This is a genomic window from Bacillus sp. BC08, assembly GCF_054326875.1.
Map to the genome: position 1 here is coordinate 456,437 of NZ_JBTGPA010000031.1, position 14,797 is coordinate 471,233.

Sequence of the window (14,797 nt, forward strand, 5' to 3'; positions counted from 1 at the left end):
GATAATGTTATGAAGATTGATGAACGATTGTTCCGTTAAAAAAGTAAGGTACTGTTTCTTTCCTTTGTAATATATTTAATAAGTGTTCTGGTATACGTAAATGTGGTGCTGCTCTATGTAATTCCATCCAAGTAATCTCTTCAATTTCTTTTGGCCTTGTTATATTTGTCTCTCCGCCAATTATTTCACCTAAAAAATTAAAGAAAATTGCATGGTGTCCTCTCTCTTCGAAAAAAGCTTCGCTAATGTAACAAATGCCGTTTACAGTTATATGGAGTCCGGTTTCTTCTTTCACTTCCCGAATTACTGCCTCTTCTAAAGTTTCTCCAAATTTAACTGCGCCACCTGGTAGCGTGTAATATGAACCATTCTTCCCTTTGTTTTTTACCATTAGAATTTTTTCGTTTGTTTTATCGTATAAAAGTGCATATGTAACATTTACTTTTTTCATCTAAGTCCACCTTCAATAACGAGAATTTTCTGTCTTTGTTACATTCTACCATTTAATCGTTTTAAAATATAAAAAAGTTAATAGAGTATTTCATTTATCTACTCTTAGTAAAGTTAATAATCGATAACCTTTCATTGCTATATAAAAAAGAACGTATTTTGAAAGTAATTATTCAATGTACGCTCTTTATGCTTTGATTTATTTTGGGATTCTATATATTTTCTAACCTTTTTTCTAAATAATATCGATTGTGCCCTATTGGATGATCTTCACTTACTCCAATTACTTTATATCCATGCTTTTTATAGAAATCAGGTGCTTGAAAGCTAAAAGTATCTAAATTGATTAACCTACACTCTTTTTCAATTGCAAATTCTTCAATAAGTTTTAATAACTTGCTTCCGTAGCCTTCGTGTCTATACTCTTCAGAAACCCAAAGTAAATCGACATGTACGTGGTGCCAAAATGTAATTGCAGTTATTCCGCCTACAATTTCTTCCTTTTCATTTTTTACTATAAAACTAATTTTTTCTGAAGGCTTTTTTTCTTCATCCGAAATATGTTTTTGGTTATATTCAATTACTTTTTTTCTTATGTAATCACTATCTTCTTGGACCCATTGTTTTACTATTTTCATTTTAATTATCACGCTCCTTTAAAAGTATCTATTCAATTTAATAATTCTAATATCCTGTCTAATTTAATAGTCGTAGAGCACTATTTCACTAAAATAAAAAAAGCCTTTCTACATTTTATCTGTAGAAAGGCTTTATACGACGTTTGATTCTTTTTAATTAATACATCCGTTAGTTTCAACATATTAGTAAAATAATTCAATTGTATTACTGCGAAAAAGAATGAACATTCCTAAACCAATTAGAACTACTGGAACGATAATATGACAATTTTTTTCAAGTGCTTTAGCTAAAATAGGAGTCCTTAACAATTTGTAGCTAATAAAACACCATATTGCTATCATGCAATAAAAGATTACTAATGTAACAATATTGGCATTAAGATTTTGACTGGCAAACATTGGTAAATAAATCGAAATATTATCAGCTCCATTAGCTAATGTAATTAAAGCTACTTTAAATATTGAACTAGAAGCGTTATCAATGACTTCATTATTTTTATAAGAACGAAGTGACAATAGTCCTTTCACTCCCATATAAATTGGCACGAATCCTAATAATCCGATCCACGAAACAGAAATGAAAAAAGAGCTTAAAGAACCGATGATACTTAGAAAAATAATGAAACTAAACCCAAAATATTGTCCGATAACAATATAAAGTTCTTTCATTTTATTTTTTCCTCGGATCGTTCTACCTTCTTTCTTAATTACTCCTGTCCTTACTTGTGAAAATAAAACAAGGAGTATAAAAATGTCATCAATATTTGTTGAAGTGAATGCGATAAAAGAAGAAATTATAGTTGTAACCAATATAAGCCAACTACCCTTATAATAAAATAATGGTGTACAAATGAATTGCATATCTAATAGCAAAGGTGATTAATGTAGGTTTATAACATGATTTCAGTGCCTTTATAAAACAATATGAATATTTTACTAATCTGCTACTTAGTTGCTAAAGAAATAAAATACTTTATTGCTTTTCAAATCATTTTCACTTATTTTGTAATATAAAAAGAGCCCTATACAAGGACTCTTTTTTTAATTAAGCTACTTTCCGATATAAATGTCGTGTTTCTTTTTTCTTTTCCGCTTTTGGTGGACGAATTAAAATCGAAATAATGAAGGAAATAACGCTTAATACACCGATTATTATAAATGTCGGTTGAAATCCACCAAGTAACGCTCCAATGAATGCTCCTGCAAGTGCACCAAACCCGAAACCTTGATATACAATCCCGTAATTTGTACTATGATTTTTTAATCCAAAGAAATCTCCGACAATGGCTGGAAAGATTGTGATATTACCACCAAAGCAAAAGGCGACACTTGCTACACAAGCGAAATAAATTCCGTAATTTAGAGGAATGAAACTTAAAGTAAAGACTGACAATCCAATAATAATAAACGTTGCAGAGACAATTTTCATTCGACCAATTTTATCTGATAACGTTCCAAGAACGATTCTACCTACTGTATTAAAAATGGCAATCATTGCGACGGCGTTAGCTGCAGTTGCTGCGCTAAGTCCAACGAGCTGTACACCGATATCTTTTACCATACCGATTAAATATAGACCGCCCATACACGATGTGAATAGCATAAAAAACAAGAGATAGACTTGTTTCGTTCGCATCATTTCACGAGGCGTATAGTCATTGTGTAATGATTCAGTTACAGTGTTACTTACGATTGCTTCACGTAAAAAGAACGATCCAGTTAATACTAAAAATAAAACGATGATACCCCAATATAAAAATGCTTGTGATACACCAAGACTATCAATAAGACTTCCGTTTATATATCTAAAGATCAAACTACCCATTCCATATGCTGAAACAGATATGCCAGAAATAAGTCCTTTCCGATTTGGAAACCATTTAATTAAATTAGATAGTGATGTAATATAAGCAGTTCCATCTGCATAACCAACAACGACACCAGCTAATAAATATAGTAATGGTAAGGAAGAAACTTGTGAACTAAGTATTAACCCAAGTCCCAGAACAATCCCTGCCGTAGCGATGAGTTTGCGAAGTCCTAACTTTTGTTGCAACTTTCCGGCAAATAAGGTTGAAAATGATAATGAAAAGCTTGTTATGGAGAAAGTTATCGCAACGGCATTGAGGTTCCATCCAAACTTACTAACAAGGGGTTGATTAAATAAACTCCATGTATAAATTGTTCCAAGGCCAATTTGAACAATGATTGTACCTAGAACAATTAGTAACGGATTTATAGAAGTTTGTTTCATACTAACTGTCCCCTTCTTTAATCATGACATGAATTTTCACAGTTAGTATATCCATCATAAATTACAAAATACTGTACGGAAAATGGTAATTCAGCTCATATACACAAAAAGACACTCCATAATGAAGTGTCTTTTTGCAGGTTATATTAGATTTACTTAAAGAAAGCTTTGTTAAGATAAGACATTTTCAAATGCTTATGTATATAGCATACCAAAAGATTTCTTTCATGTGATGGGACTTAAGATGTATTTTTTTATCATCATATAGTCGGATGGATAAAAATTAATATTCGATTTCATCAAAATCCTTCGGCTGCGGTACCGTCTGCATATTAGCTGCGTCTTTTGGATCGCTATAAATTGCATTTTGTTCTGTATTTACATCTTCAATGTTTTGCTTTTTATTTTTATTCATTTTATCTTTCAATTTTCTCACTCCTTTTCATTATAGGAGTCATTATGCCCTATTACTGTTACGAAATGTATCAGCGACTAAATTGCTAAATTCACGTAAATAATATAAATAATTATCACCGCCGTAGTTATATCTTTTATTATACATCTTCGCAACAACTACATTATATTCAGGTATTACTAATATAGTCGGTCCGGTAATTCCTAATATTTGATACGATTCTTTTGGAACTCGTTCACCAAGCTCACTTAAAAGCGCAGGTTCATTTTGAACGAACCAAAATAACCCGTTTTGTGGTAATTCTTTGTTAGTAAATGTTGGACTTTGCAAACTCGTAGCAATTTTTATAACTTCTTTTGGAACAATTTGTTTTCCGTTTATCACACCTTGATTTAAATGAAGATTGCCCCACTGCGCAAATTCTCTAGCTGAGACAAATAGATTTTTTTCAGTACCATCATCTACTGTACCAATTTCACTGATTGCGTCTTTATTTGGGTCATTAACAACTTCAACTAAATTTTCATCTTGCTTAATTCTCCAACCTGTTTCTTGAAATTTAGCAGGTGTAAACACACGCTCTTTTAATAATTCAGGAAAACTTTTACTATAGAGCTGATAAATAAGACGTGTTATCATTCTTACATTTATATCTCTATACGCCCATGATTGTCCAGGTTCAAATTCACGAAAAATCTTCCCGTCATTCGTTTCTCCTAAACCGTGCGAATGAGTTACTAAATGTCTTATCGTTGTTTTACCAAGTAATTCAGGATCAAAGTCTTTAAAATACTTTATCGCTTCATCGTCAATAGAGTTTATTTTTCCCTCGTAAAGCGCATATGCTACCATTAAACCTAAATAACTTTTTCTAGCAGAAGCAACATTAAACTGTGAAGATGCGTTCACTTTTTTATTAGTCGATGTATTTGAGTGATATCCACTATAATGTTCTAGTACAATTTTGTTATCTTTTATAATACAAAGTGCAGTTGCAGAACTATGATTTTTTTCTTTTATATTTTCTACCCAAGAAATTAACTTATCGTAAGTATACAAATAAATCCCCCTTAATACACATAACAATTACAGTTGAAAGAAAAGTGCAAAATTATTTTCACACCTTTCTTTCAAGTAAAATAGTTTTCTTTCTATAATTAAATGATCCACCAGTTCCAGCAGTTAAAACAACCGAAACATCCAGCGCAACCTACACAACGTCCACCGCAACCTCCGCATCTTCCGCCGCCACATCCACCACAGCGTCCACCACAACCTCCGCATCCGCCGCAACGACGTGCTTCGTCTTGAATGTAATAGTATGGATATTGATTTTGTTGTAGTTGATCCCAATACACAACATTACCAGATTGATAATCATTAAGGTTTAATGATTGTAAGTCTTGTTGAAACTGATTCATTACGAAACCCTCCATTTATAAAAATAAATTCCGTCCAAATGTTAAAGTTTATATATTTTTGCAAACAAAGTAGAAATAAGACTATAGACTAAATGCGTACATCAACAAAATATGAACTTACACTAGGTGATGTACCTTGTTTTTTAGCCTATTTTCTTAATCTCCTTTTAGTGGACGTATTTACTATTAATAGAGGTGCTTAAAAATTGCTAATCCAACAGTTTAGTAGTTCATCGCTTAATTTTCTTTCTAATAACTTTTTAACTGATGGAGCTGGCATGATTTTATATGCATGTAAAGCTTCTTGATTATAATCTATCCAGTGAAACGCTAAATGAGATTCTTTAGATACTGGTATGAAATCAATATGTAACTCTTGCGAATCTACTTCAAAAATGTGATTGATTTCATGATGAAGAACTTCACGGTCTTGCCATTGGTTTTCTATCACGCCTAAAAATTGTTTTATGCTACAATTCACTCCGAGTTCTTCTCTTAGTTCTCTTATTAATGCATTCTCAGCTGATTCGCCAACTTCAACATGACCACCTGGTAAAAAATAATGATGGCCGATATATTCAGCCAATAATAATTTATTTTCCTTTAATATAACCGCTCGTACAATATGATGAAATTTATTTTTCAATTGTTATTCCGCCTAGTCTTTTTACTTTATATTTGATTAAAATAGCCATTTAATATTGGGATAATATAAATCATAGGTGTTTCATACGGGTGAATTTCATTAATCACTTCAAGGGCAGCCTTTACAAGGTCCCGTTTACACTTTATTTCAATTTTACATTCTTGCCCTTCGCATATTTGGCCTATTTCTCCATTAAAAGGTGATGCGTCATCTAATGGTCTCCAGTATCCTTTCACGGAACTATAGGAAAGACAATGGTCATATTTTCCCGTTTTACAAGCACCAATTCTATTTAGCTCATTCCGCAATGTCTCAATGTATTCTTCAGGAATAAATACTTCGATTTTCACTTCCGAAAATTGCATCTTTCTTTTCACACCTTTACCTCATAATATTTAAACGAATAAACGATATACTTGCTCACCATCATAATCATGTCCCAATGGTTGAAAACCGTAATGTTCATATAGTTTCTTTGCAGAGAGATTCTCTTTATGTACGGTTAATCTTATTTCTTTACACGCCTTACATGTATTTTTTATTAAGTAAATACTTTCTTGTAACGCCGCTTTTCCATAACCATTTCCTTGCTGCTTTTGATCAATAATAAATCCATTGATCCAATACATATCAGTTGTTTCTCTTATAACAGCATGCATAATAAAACCAACCATTAGATTGCCATCGTATATTGCAAATGGTATGTACTCCACATTGTCACCATCTGGTTTTATATATACTTTAGCTAGTGAAACTGCTACAGATGGAACAAATTTCGTCTGATTTTCTTTAACTTGTAGCTTTAAGGCATCTTCCCAATTCTCTCTCGTAACAAACTTTAACTGGACATTCACTATTTTAAGCTCCTTTATAAAGAGAATGTATTTATATATTCAACGTAGTGAAATAAATCCCTGTTTCGATAGCGACTTATAGCATAGTTTTAATAAAATCTTGAATAAATTTTTCTTCATCTATCTCTAAAGCTACACAGGCTCCTTCTGATATAGAACTAGGTCGAAAATCAGCAAATGTTTGTCCTTTCGTATCTCCGTATGTATCTACATTCACTGTACGATTTACAAATTCAAAAAAACCTGGATTTACTAATCCACTTATAGCAACCACATCATGAAGTAATGGTCCTTCGATAGATGGATTAAGTTTTTGGTATGCAGAAAAATAGTAATCATACATTGGTTTCATTATCGTATGGAATGGATTCTTTGAATTAGCTTGAATATAGTCAAACACATTTGGTGTTAACACAGCTTTGTTTGTTACATTTAAAGGAAATATAAATAAATTATTCGCTTGCTGAAAAACAATTTTACTTGCAATAGGATCTCCATACACATTTGCCTCTGCTAATGGCGTAACGTTCCCTACTTCTAAAAAGACACCACCCATGAAATATATTCCTTTTACATTTAGCATTAAATCATTCCATAAATTAAAAGCAATCGCTAACGAGGTAGATCTTCCTACATCGACAATTGTTAAGTCCTTTCCGTACTTTACAAGAATCGAGGCAATACTACCAAAATTGTATATCGGGATAGACAATACACTTTCTGGCACATGAATAGGCCCTAATCCTTCTGGTCCATGAATTTCAGGATAATATGTAGTAATTTCTTCTGTAAGTGGTTTTGTTGCACCGCTAATCACAGGAATGTCTTGTCTATTTGCTAACTGTAAAATATACGCTGCATTATGCGCAGCATGTATATGTTCAACATTTCCATATCCAGTTACAATACCGACAATTTCAATTTCAGGATGCAGTAAACCAAACATAATGGCAAACGAGTCATCAATACCTGGGTCTCCGAAAAATAATACTTTTTCCAAAGGATGCCTCCTTTCATATAGTAAATAGCAGATTATAACTATGTATATGTAAAAAAATAATTAAACTATACAATTTTATATGGATGTTACTAGTAAGAATTGTATAAATAAAAAGGATTAACATTATGCTAATCCTTCCACTAATAAGAAATCTAATAAACAGTTCAATTACATCTCTTGCAAATACTAACCAAACTACCTTGCTGTATTGCGGTACTCTTCACTTTGCATTTCTTTTTTTAATGATACATGTGCAATTAAAACCCCAAGTATAGTAATTCCCCCGCCAATTATCGAAACAAATGTCGGTACTTCACCTAACCATAACCACGCAATAAAACATGCAGTTACTGGGGTTAAATATAGAGAACTTGTTGCCTCAGCAGCACCAGTATGAGAGATGATATAAGCCAATGCGATATATGGGAGTACAGTTGGAAATAAACCTAAATATAAAACACTCATATTCACTTCAAGAGGAGCTGCTAGTATTTCTGTATACATTCCCGGTAAGAAAATAAGCATACATACAGTACTAGATAAAATTGTATATATGGTAAATGGCAAGAAGCCGTATTTTTTCAAGTAAGAAGTTTGGAAAACGAAAAATAGGCTTTCTGAAACGGCTGCTAATAATATAAATAATCCTCCGCTATTCAATTGAATAGCATCTCCTTGACTAAATGATATGAAAGCAATTCCTATAAAACTAATTACACCACCAATCCAACCATTTAATTTCATCTTTTCGTTCAAAAAAACAGAAGCAAAAATTGCCGTTACTATAGGTGTTACTGAAACAATTAAACTTGCAGATCCAGCATTTACAGTTTTTTCGCCGTAGTTTAATGCAATGTGATAAATAGTAAACCCTAAAGCACCAAATATAAAAATTGCTGGGATATCCTTTAAATCTGGTAGCCGCAACTTATATATAAAGGAAAACAAAAGAAGTATAAACGAAGCAATTAATAAACGCAGTAAAGTAAGATGCTCAGGTGTATAAGATTCGAGTCCCATACGAATTGCTGGAAAAGCGGTTCCCCATATTAAAATCGTAAAAGCGTGAGCACATATGATGCGTAAATCCCATTTTTTATTATGCATGTTGTCTCTCCCTCCCTAATAAACCAACCATTTTCAAATTACCAATTATTTCTTTTCATCATATTTAATAGTTGTTACAATGTCTTCAACCAGTTATTTATCGTAAAAACCAACCACTTGGCATTTTTAAAGTGAACGAGGGAGTTTTTTTATGACAACTAATAAAAAACTGCCTAAATATCGGCAGATAATAGACTATATGAAAGAAAAAATTGAAAATAGAGAATGGCCAATTGGAAGTAAGATCCCTAGCCAAAGGCAGTTAGCTAAATTATTTCAAGTAAATCGTAGTACTGTAATAACTGCACTAGATGAACTTATGGCAGATGGATTGATTCAAGGGAAAATTGGAGCAGGAACAATTGTAACAAATAATACATGGTCCTTATTAGCGACGAATCCTCCGCCTGATTGGAGTGAGTATGTAAAAGCTGGTATTCACAAACCAAGCAAGTTAATGGTACGAGAAATCAATGAAGCAGAAGCAAATAAAAAACTTATCCACCTTAGTAAAGGTGAACTTGCGCCTCAACTTTTTCCGGTAGAAACTATGCAGTCCATTATGAAAAGCGTATGTGAGGATTTAGAGTATTTTGGATACGAAGAACAAAAAGGGTTTTTACCGTTACGTGAAGCAATTAGTAAATACGTAAAATCATTTGGAATACATGCATCAGCCGGTTCTATATTAATCGTTTCTGGTGCGTTACAAGCATTGCAATTAATATCAATTGGTCTATTACATAGAGAATCAACCGTTTTACTTGAGCAGCCTTCTTACTTATATTCACTTCATGTGTTTCAATCAGCAAATATAAATCTATCTGGTATATGTATGGATCATCATGGTATTTTACCTAACGAGTTGTTAAAACGCATTAAATATAGTCAAAAGAAAAATATTTTATATTCTATCCCTTGTTTTCAAAATCCAACAGGGATATTAATGTCTCTAGAGCGAAGAAAAGAAATATTAAAAATATGTAAAAAGGAACAGTTACCTATTATTGAAGATGATATTTACCGCGAATTATGGATTGATGAACCACCTCCAGCTCCTTTAAAGTCGATAGATAAACATGGACATGTATTATATGTTGGTAGTCTCTCTAAAACACTTACTCCTGGTCTTAGAATTGGATGGATTATTGGACCAGAACCTGTAATTGATAGATTGTCAGATATAAAAATGCAAACAGACTATGGATCGAGTTCATTATCCCAAAGAGTTGCTGCTGAATGGATACATAAAGGTTTTTATGAAGAACATGTTGCAAACGTAAGAATTCAATTAAAAGAACGAAGACAAATCATGATACGAGCTTTAAATAAGTATTGTGCAGATGTTGCGGCGTGGGATATTCCTACTGGCGGAATTTTTATATGGCTAAAGGTTGTACCTAACATTCCGATGAAAAAATTATTTTCAGAGGCACTTTCAAAAGGAATTCTACTAAACCCAGGGCGTATATATGAAGAAGAATCAGATCAGTACATTCGTTTATCATATGGATATGCTTCTCCAGAGCAAATGACTAACGGGATTAAATTGTTAGGCGAATTAATCCGTAAGTTAATGACATAACAAAAACTCCTCTTTTATTAATAGAGGAGTTTTTTGTGTATTGTATTCACCACAATCTCATTTCCTGCCCTAACACAATAAGTTCCTCATAAGGATCTCCGTCAATATTTAATACTTGAGCAAAAGCAGGTTCTGTTTTTAAACCGTCCTCTTTTAAGCGAAGAATTTCTTCCCTTATATGGGGATGCTGCATTAATAACATGTGCTCTACGATCATATGTCTATATGCATTTTGGTTACGTACTGGCTTAGGCTGAGCAAATAATTCAAATTCAAAACCTTCAAATTCAAAGTTTACTTTTATCGATTCTGTAGTTTTAATTTTTTTCTTTTTTATTTTGAATCCTTTATAAGAACCGTATAAAGATCTCATTTCCTGTTCAAAAACATCAAAGTTATGTACTTCCATTACTATATCTAAGTCAGATCGAAGAGTATCAATTCTAATAGGAATTGTCCCACAAAGAACCGGACTATACAAAGTTAAATCCTCCATAATGTTTAGTTTATTCAAAACATCATACACTTTTTGTTGCTTCTCATTCCCAGATTGTAAATATGTAATAGATGTAAACATGGAAGTCTCTCCTTCTTTTCGCGTAATACGTGTCTCTCTAAGTTCAAGAAAAATTTGTCCGTTTATATTTGTTCTAGGAGTACCTTTATTTCAATATATTAAGGCGAATAAACAATACGTTTCAACTTTTCTCCTATACTGCAATACTATAAAAATAAAAAAGGAGGAATTATTATGAGCATTTTCAACGTTCTTTTAACCATCCACATATTATTTGGAACAATATGTTTAATAACCGGTATTATAGCGATGGTTGCTCAAAAGAAGAAAGGAAAACATACAGAATGGGGTGAAATATATCATGCATCCTATGTTGTTATCACCGTTACTGCAATTATATTATCCATTATAAACTGGGATAAAATCGCATATTTATTTTATGTAGCAATTTTCTCTTATTCATTTGCGATTTATGGCTACCTGGCACGAAAAAAACGTTGGAAAAATTGGCTGCATCACCATATTAGAGGTATGTTAGGTTCTTATATAGGTGCGGTAACTGCACTTTTAGTAAACGTTGGTATTCATATTCCCTTAATAAATTTCCTGCCACCTATATGGTTTTGGTTTTTACCTACATTAATCGGTATTCCTCTCGTAGCCAGTGTATCAAAAAAATATAAAAAGCGTAGTTAAAATTCATTACAATTTCATTACTTTCTGATGATTAATATAAAAAATCATACCCAATGTAATATTTTATTAACAAATTCAAATTCATATTGCTTTAAGTTAATTACTTAGAGCTAAATAAAAAGAATCCAATAAAAATATTGGATTCTTTTTCGGATTTCATTTCAATATCGGCTCTATGCATTCAATGATGTTACCATTTGGACCAAAAACCATCTTTATATACTTGTGGGTACTTGTTTTATTGGTTCAGTGATAATTACACCATTATAGTTTAAGATTGTAATAACGAATGTAAACGATCCGGGTAATTCGTAAACATCCCATCAACGCCCCATAAAAGTAACTTTTTCATATCTTTTTCATTCTCTACAGTAAATGGATGAACTTCTAATCCGTGTTTCTTTATTCTCTTTACATAAGCTGAATCAATATATTTATAGTTCATCCCAAGACCGATGCAGTATGTTTTATACTTTTTTATCTCTAATTCGGTTAATAGAACTGCCTTTTTGTAAGGGAGTAATTGTACAAGAGGTATATGAACATCTAAACTATGAATTTTTTGCAGACTTTCTTCACTAAATGATTGAATAATAACGTTATCACTCATTTCGTAGTGCTTTATAATTTCTAATAGCTTCTCTTCCATACCAGCGTATTCATCTGGTGATTTTGTTTCAATATAATAGTTTGCACCATTCCCGAACGTTTCAATAATTTCTTCTAGTGTTGGGACTTTAGCATCTTCAAAGTCTTTCTTTGCTAAACTTGGATGCTTTTCATTGAAAAAAGAACCTGCATTAAGTTTCTTTATTTCTTCTAATGTATGTTCCTTAACTAGACCCGTACCATTTGTAGTGCGGTTTACTGTTTCATCATGCATAGCTACTAAATGTCCGTCTTTTGTCATTTGAAGATCAATTTCTATATAATCTGCTTTTAATTGTTGTCCTAATTTATACGCTGCTATTGTATGTTCCGGCGCATACGCAGAAGCGCCTCTATGTGCAATGTTTTTTATATGATTTAATTGATTAATAGCTCTCGTGTACTTAAGTTCATTTGCTTTATGAAAAACAAAAGTACTTATTACTATAAAGGTGCAAATGATTGTAACGATATATATTCTTTTCATAATGATGTATTAACTCCTACATGAAAGCAATTTGGCTTGGATAATTTATTCAAATAAATGTCGATTTTCAAATACTGTCATTTGTCCAACAGATTGAAAGCCAGCCTTTTTATAAATATTAATTCCATCAGGTGAAGCTTGTAATACGCATTGAGCAACGTTTAATTCCTTTGCTTCTTGCAGCAAGTAATTAAACATAGTGGAGCCAAATCCTTGCCCTCTCATTTCTTCTTTAGTTGCTATATCATAAATACCAATACTATCTTTTGTACATACTAATGAACCAACAGATACGACTTCATCTTTAAAAATCCCTAAATATAGTTTCATATTTTCACTATTCCATAAATCGAAAGAAGCAGTTTGGTTGTAAAATGTTTGTATATGTATACCTTCCTCTGATGTACCAAATAGATTAGCTAACGTTTCTCCAAAATTTTTAATTTGTCCTGACGAAGATGCTATTTGTATCGTAAAACCTTCCGGCATGTTTATTGTTGGGTGTATTACTTTTAAGTCTGCTACCATCGCGATATTTTGTTCTGCTTCTTTTAAGCCAAGTTTTATTAATTCGTTTTTTATAGTTTGCTCATGCCTATCATCCCAAAACCAAACACTCATTGGAATTTTTTTTTGATTATAGCTGTTTACCACTTTATATAATTTCTCAATTCCTTCCATTACATCATTGTTTAGTAAAGTAATGATATTAAATGTATCTGCAGGTAAACCACAGTCGATAGCAATATAATCCTTCGTTTCTTTTACATTCATTCCATGTGCCTGTCGTGCAATATATGACGTTTTATATGTGAAGTTATCTATTAATAACTGTTTATAATTCATTCGTTTTTCTCCTTTCATAAAAATTCGTATTCGAATCATTCAGTATTAAATATAACATATATGAAATGTGCCTATTTCTATAAAAATAGCTCTATACATCACTCTATTCACCCTAAAAGAATTAAAAATGATATAACGTTGTCGGAATGAAAAAAGTGGTATATAATAAATATTAACATTACTAGTAATTATTTTAGGTATTCCTAGAATAAAGGAGCGATACATATGAAAATTACTATTTATTTCGGAAGTCATGAAGATCAAGATGTTCGTACTATGGACTGTCATTTAGATGTAGAAGATACAGAAGAGATTGTTTCTGTATCATAATATAAATTGTACGGATGAACCCTCTTCCCTACAGCGTTTAAGGCACCTTTTACAGGTGTCTTTTTTGTTGTTTTTTTCGTCAAAAACCCTTTACTTTATAGCGTTTTAATAGTACAATATAAATATACGAACAAACGTTCTTTTTATTTTAATTGTACATGAAGGGATGATTTTTACAATGGCTCAAGCAAAGCGCAGAGGAAGAAAAAAGCAAACACCTATCATTTCAAATACAGGCTTTATCGGCTCTGTCTTTATTGATACATTGGAGTTACAAAAGAAATCCTATTATTTCGCTCGTAAAAAACTTCAAATTGTTCATCACGTACTTGATGGCCTATCTGGGGCAACAAGTTCTCTATTTAAAGAACATAACATTTCAGCATACATGTCATGTGTGTATTTACATAAACAAAAGAAAATCGGCTTTGTTCTTTCAACGAAACCATTTGAACAAAGTGACGGTGTTGCTTACTTTATAAATTATTTAATCGAAAAGAATTTTTATGGTAATGACGAAGATGTAGAATATCAAGAAGTATTTAATACAGGTTTTATCGGTGTAGTATTCGCTGATTTATGTAGCATAGATCGCTTTAATTTCGAGTTTGAAATGGGTATGTTAACGAAATTAATGAAAGATATGATTATTCCGGTTAAAGAACTCTTTTTACGCCACAATGTACCGGCCTACATCTCCACTTCTCATTTAGAGGAACAAAACAAATTAGGTTTCGTTCTATCTGTAAAACCGTATGATGAACGTGCAGAAGCAGATTTATATTTTGAGGCGTATTTAAAAGAACGCGGGTTATTTATCGGTGATGAAGAAGATGATATTGATAAGATTGTTATTAGAAAAACAGCTGAATTACGATAGAAAGGCGCAGGATATGTATCCTG

The 14,797-nt window shown here is 32.1% G+C and carries 18 protein-coding genes; 3 read left to right on the top strand and 15 right to left on the bottom strand.

Annotation, left to right across the window (positions count from 1 at the left end):
* Window positions 1–7 precede the first annotated feature (7 nt).
* The 12 genes from ACXVYO_RS13030 to ACXVYO_RS13085 form a co-directional block, all read right to left on the bottom strand.
* Window positions 8–451, bottom strand: a complete 444-nt coding sequence (locus tag ACXVYO_RS13030; protein ID WP_458467344.1) for an NUDIX hydrolase — start codon at window positions 449–451, stop codon at window positions 8–10.
* A 211-nt stretch (window positions 452–662) separates the two neighbouring features.
* Complete coding sequence (locus ACXVYO_RS13035) at window positions 663–1,088, bottom strand: GNAT family N-acetyltransferase (protein ID WP_458467345.1); 426 nt, start codon at window positions 1,086–1,088, stop codon at window positions 663–665.
* A gap of 183 nt (window positions 1,089–1,271) precedes the next feature.
* On the bottom strand, window positions 1,272–1,898 hold the full coding sequence (locus ACXVYO_RS13040; protein WP_458467346.1) for a cadmium resistance transporter: 627 nt from the start codon (window positions 1,896–1,898) through the stop codon (window positions 1,272–1,274).
* Window positions 1,899–2,133: 235 nt separating this feature from the next.
* Window positions 2,134–3,342, bottom strand: coding sequence for an L-lactate MFS transporter (locus tag ACXVYO_RS13045; protein ID WP_458467347.1), 1,209 nt, complete (start codon window positions 3,340–3,342; stop codon window positions 2,134–2,136).
* A gap of 283 nt (window positions 3,343–3,625) precedes the next feature.
* On the bottom strand, window positions 3,626–3,769 hold the full coding sequence (locus ACXVYO_RS13050) for a hypothetical protein (RefSeq protein WP_000653368.1): 144 nt from the start codon (window positions 3,767–3,769) through the stop codon (window positions 3,626–3,628).
* Between the two features lie 30 nt (window positions 3,770–3,799).
* Window positions 3,800–4,816: a serine hydrolase domain-containing protein gene (locus ACXVYO_RS13055; protein ID WP_458467348.1), complete on the bottom strand. Its 1,017-nt coding sequence runs from the start codon at window positions 4,814–4,816 to the stop codon at window positions 3,800–3,802.
* A 98-nt stretch (window positions 4,817–4,914) separates the two neighbouring features.
* Entirely contained in the window at window positions 4,915–5,178 is a 264-nt protein-coding gene (locus ACXVYO_RS13060) for a heterocycloanthracin/sonorensin family bacteriocin (RefSeq protein WP_141524356.1), read from the bottom strand.
* 199 nt (window positions 5,179–5,377) lie between these two features.
* Window positions 5,378–5,824, bottom strand: a complete 447-nt coding sequence (locus tag ACXVYO_RS13065) for an NUDIX domain-containing protein (RefSeq protein WP_458467349.1) — start codon at window positions 5,822–5,824, stop codon at window positions 5,378–5,380.
* A 26-nt stretch (window positions 5,825–5,850) separates the two neighbouring features.
* Entirely contained in the window at window positions 5,851–6,189 is a 339-nt protein-coding gene (gene cutA, locus ACXVYO_RS13070; protein WP_458467785.1) for a divalent cation tolerance protein CutA, read from the bottom strand.
* A 30-nt stretch (window positions 6,190–6,219) separates the two neighbouring features.
* Window positions 6,220–6,678, bottom strand: a complete 459-nt coding sequence (locus tag ACXVYO_RS13075) for a GNAT family N-acetyltransferase (RefSeq protein WP_458467350.1) — start codon at window positions 6,676–6,678, stop codon at window positions 6,220–6,222.
* 76 nt (window positions 6,679–6,754) lie between these two features.
* Complete coding sequence (locus ACXVYO_RS13080) at window positions 6,755–7,678, bottom strand: nucleoside hydrolase (protein ID WP_458467351.1); 924 nt, start codon at window positions 7,676–7,678, stop codon at window positions 6,755–6,757.
* Window positions 7,679–7,873: 195 nt separating this feature from the next.
* A complete protein-coding gene (locus ACXVYO_RS13085) occupies window positions 7,874–8,785 on the bottom strand; it encodes a DMT family transporter (protein WP_458467352.1) in 912 nt (303 codons plus the stop codon).
* Between the two features lie 151 nt (window positions 8,786–8,936).
* Here ACXVYO_RS13085 and norG point away from each other — a divergent pair, with 151 nt between their 5' ends.
* A complete protein-coding gene (norG, locus tag ACXVYO_RS13090) occupies window positions 8,937–10,370 on the top strand; it encodes an efflux pump transcription regulator NorG (protein ID WP_458467353.1) in 1,434 nt (477 codons plus the stop codon).
* 46 nt (window positions 10,371–10,416) lie between these two features.
* On the opposite strand, the gene ACXVYO_RS13095 is transcribed toward norG, so the two are convergent.
* Window positions 10,417–10,947 carry a DUF4269 domain-containing protein gene (locus ACXVYO_RS13095; RefSeq protein ID WP_458467354.1) on the bottom strand — a complete coding sequence of 177 codons (531 nt, stop codon included), beginning with the start codon at window positions 10,945–10,947 and terminating at the stop codon, window positions 10,417–10,419.
* A 174-nt stretch (window positions 10,948–11,121) separates the two neighbouring features.
* On the opposite strand from ACXVYO_RS13095, the gene ACXVYO_RS13100 reads away from it, so the two are divergent.
* Window positions 11,122–11,583, top strand: coding sequence for a DUF2306 domain-containing protein (locus tag ACXVYO_RS13100; protein WP_120450262.1), 462 nt, complete (start codon window positions 11,122–11,124; stop codon window positions 11,581–11,583).
* A 271-nt stretch (window positions 11,584–11,854) separates the two neighbouring features.
* Here ACXVYO_RS13100 and ACXVYO_RS13105 read toward each other — a convergent pair whose 3' ends face one another.
* Both ACXVYO_RS13105 and ACXVYO_RS13110 read right to left on the bottom strand, forming a co-directional pair.
* Window positions 11,855–12,718 carry a glycerophosphodiester phosphodiesterase gene (locus ACXVYO_RS13105; protein ID WP_458467355.1) on the bottom strand — a complete coding sequence of 288 codons (864 nt, stop codon included), beginning with the start codon at window positions 12,716–12,718 and terminating at the stop codon, window positions 11,855–11,857.
* Between the two features lie 45 nt (window positions 12,719–12,763).
* A complete protein-coding gene (locus ACXVYO_RS13110; protein WP_458467356.1) occupies window positions 12,764–13,564 on the bottom strand; it encodes a GNAT family N-acetyltransferase in 801 nt (266 codons plus the stop codon).
* Window positions 13,565–14,060: 496 nt separating this feature from the next.
* On the opposite strand from ACXVYO_RS13110, the gene ACXVYO_RS13115 reads away from it, so the two are divergent.
* Window positions 14,061–14,774: a hypothetical protein gene (locus tag ACXVYO_RS13115; RefSeq protein WP_002071887.1), complete on the top strand. Its 714-nt coding sequence runs from the start codon at window positions 14,061–14,063 to the stop codon at window positions 14,772–14,774.
* The last annotated feature ends 23 nt before the right edge of the window (window positions 14,775–14,797 follow it).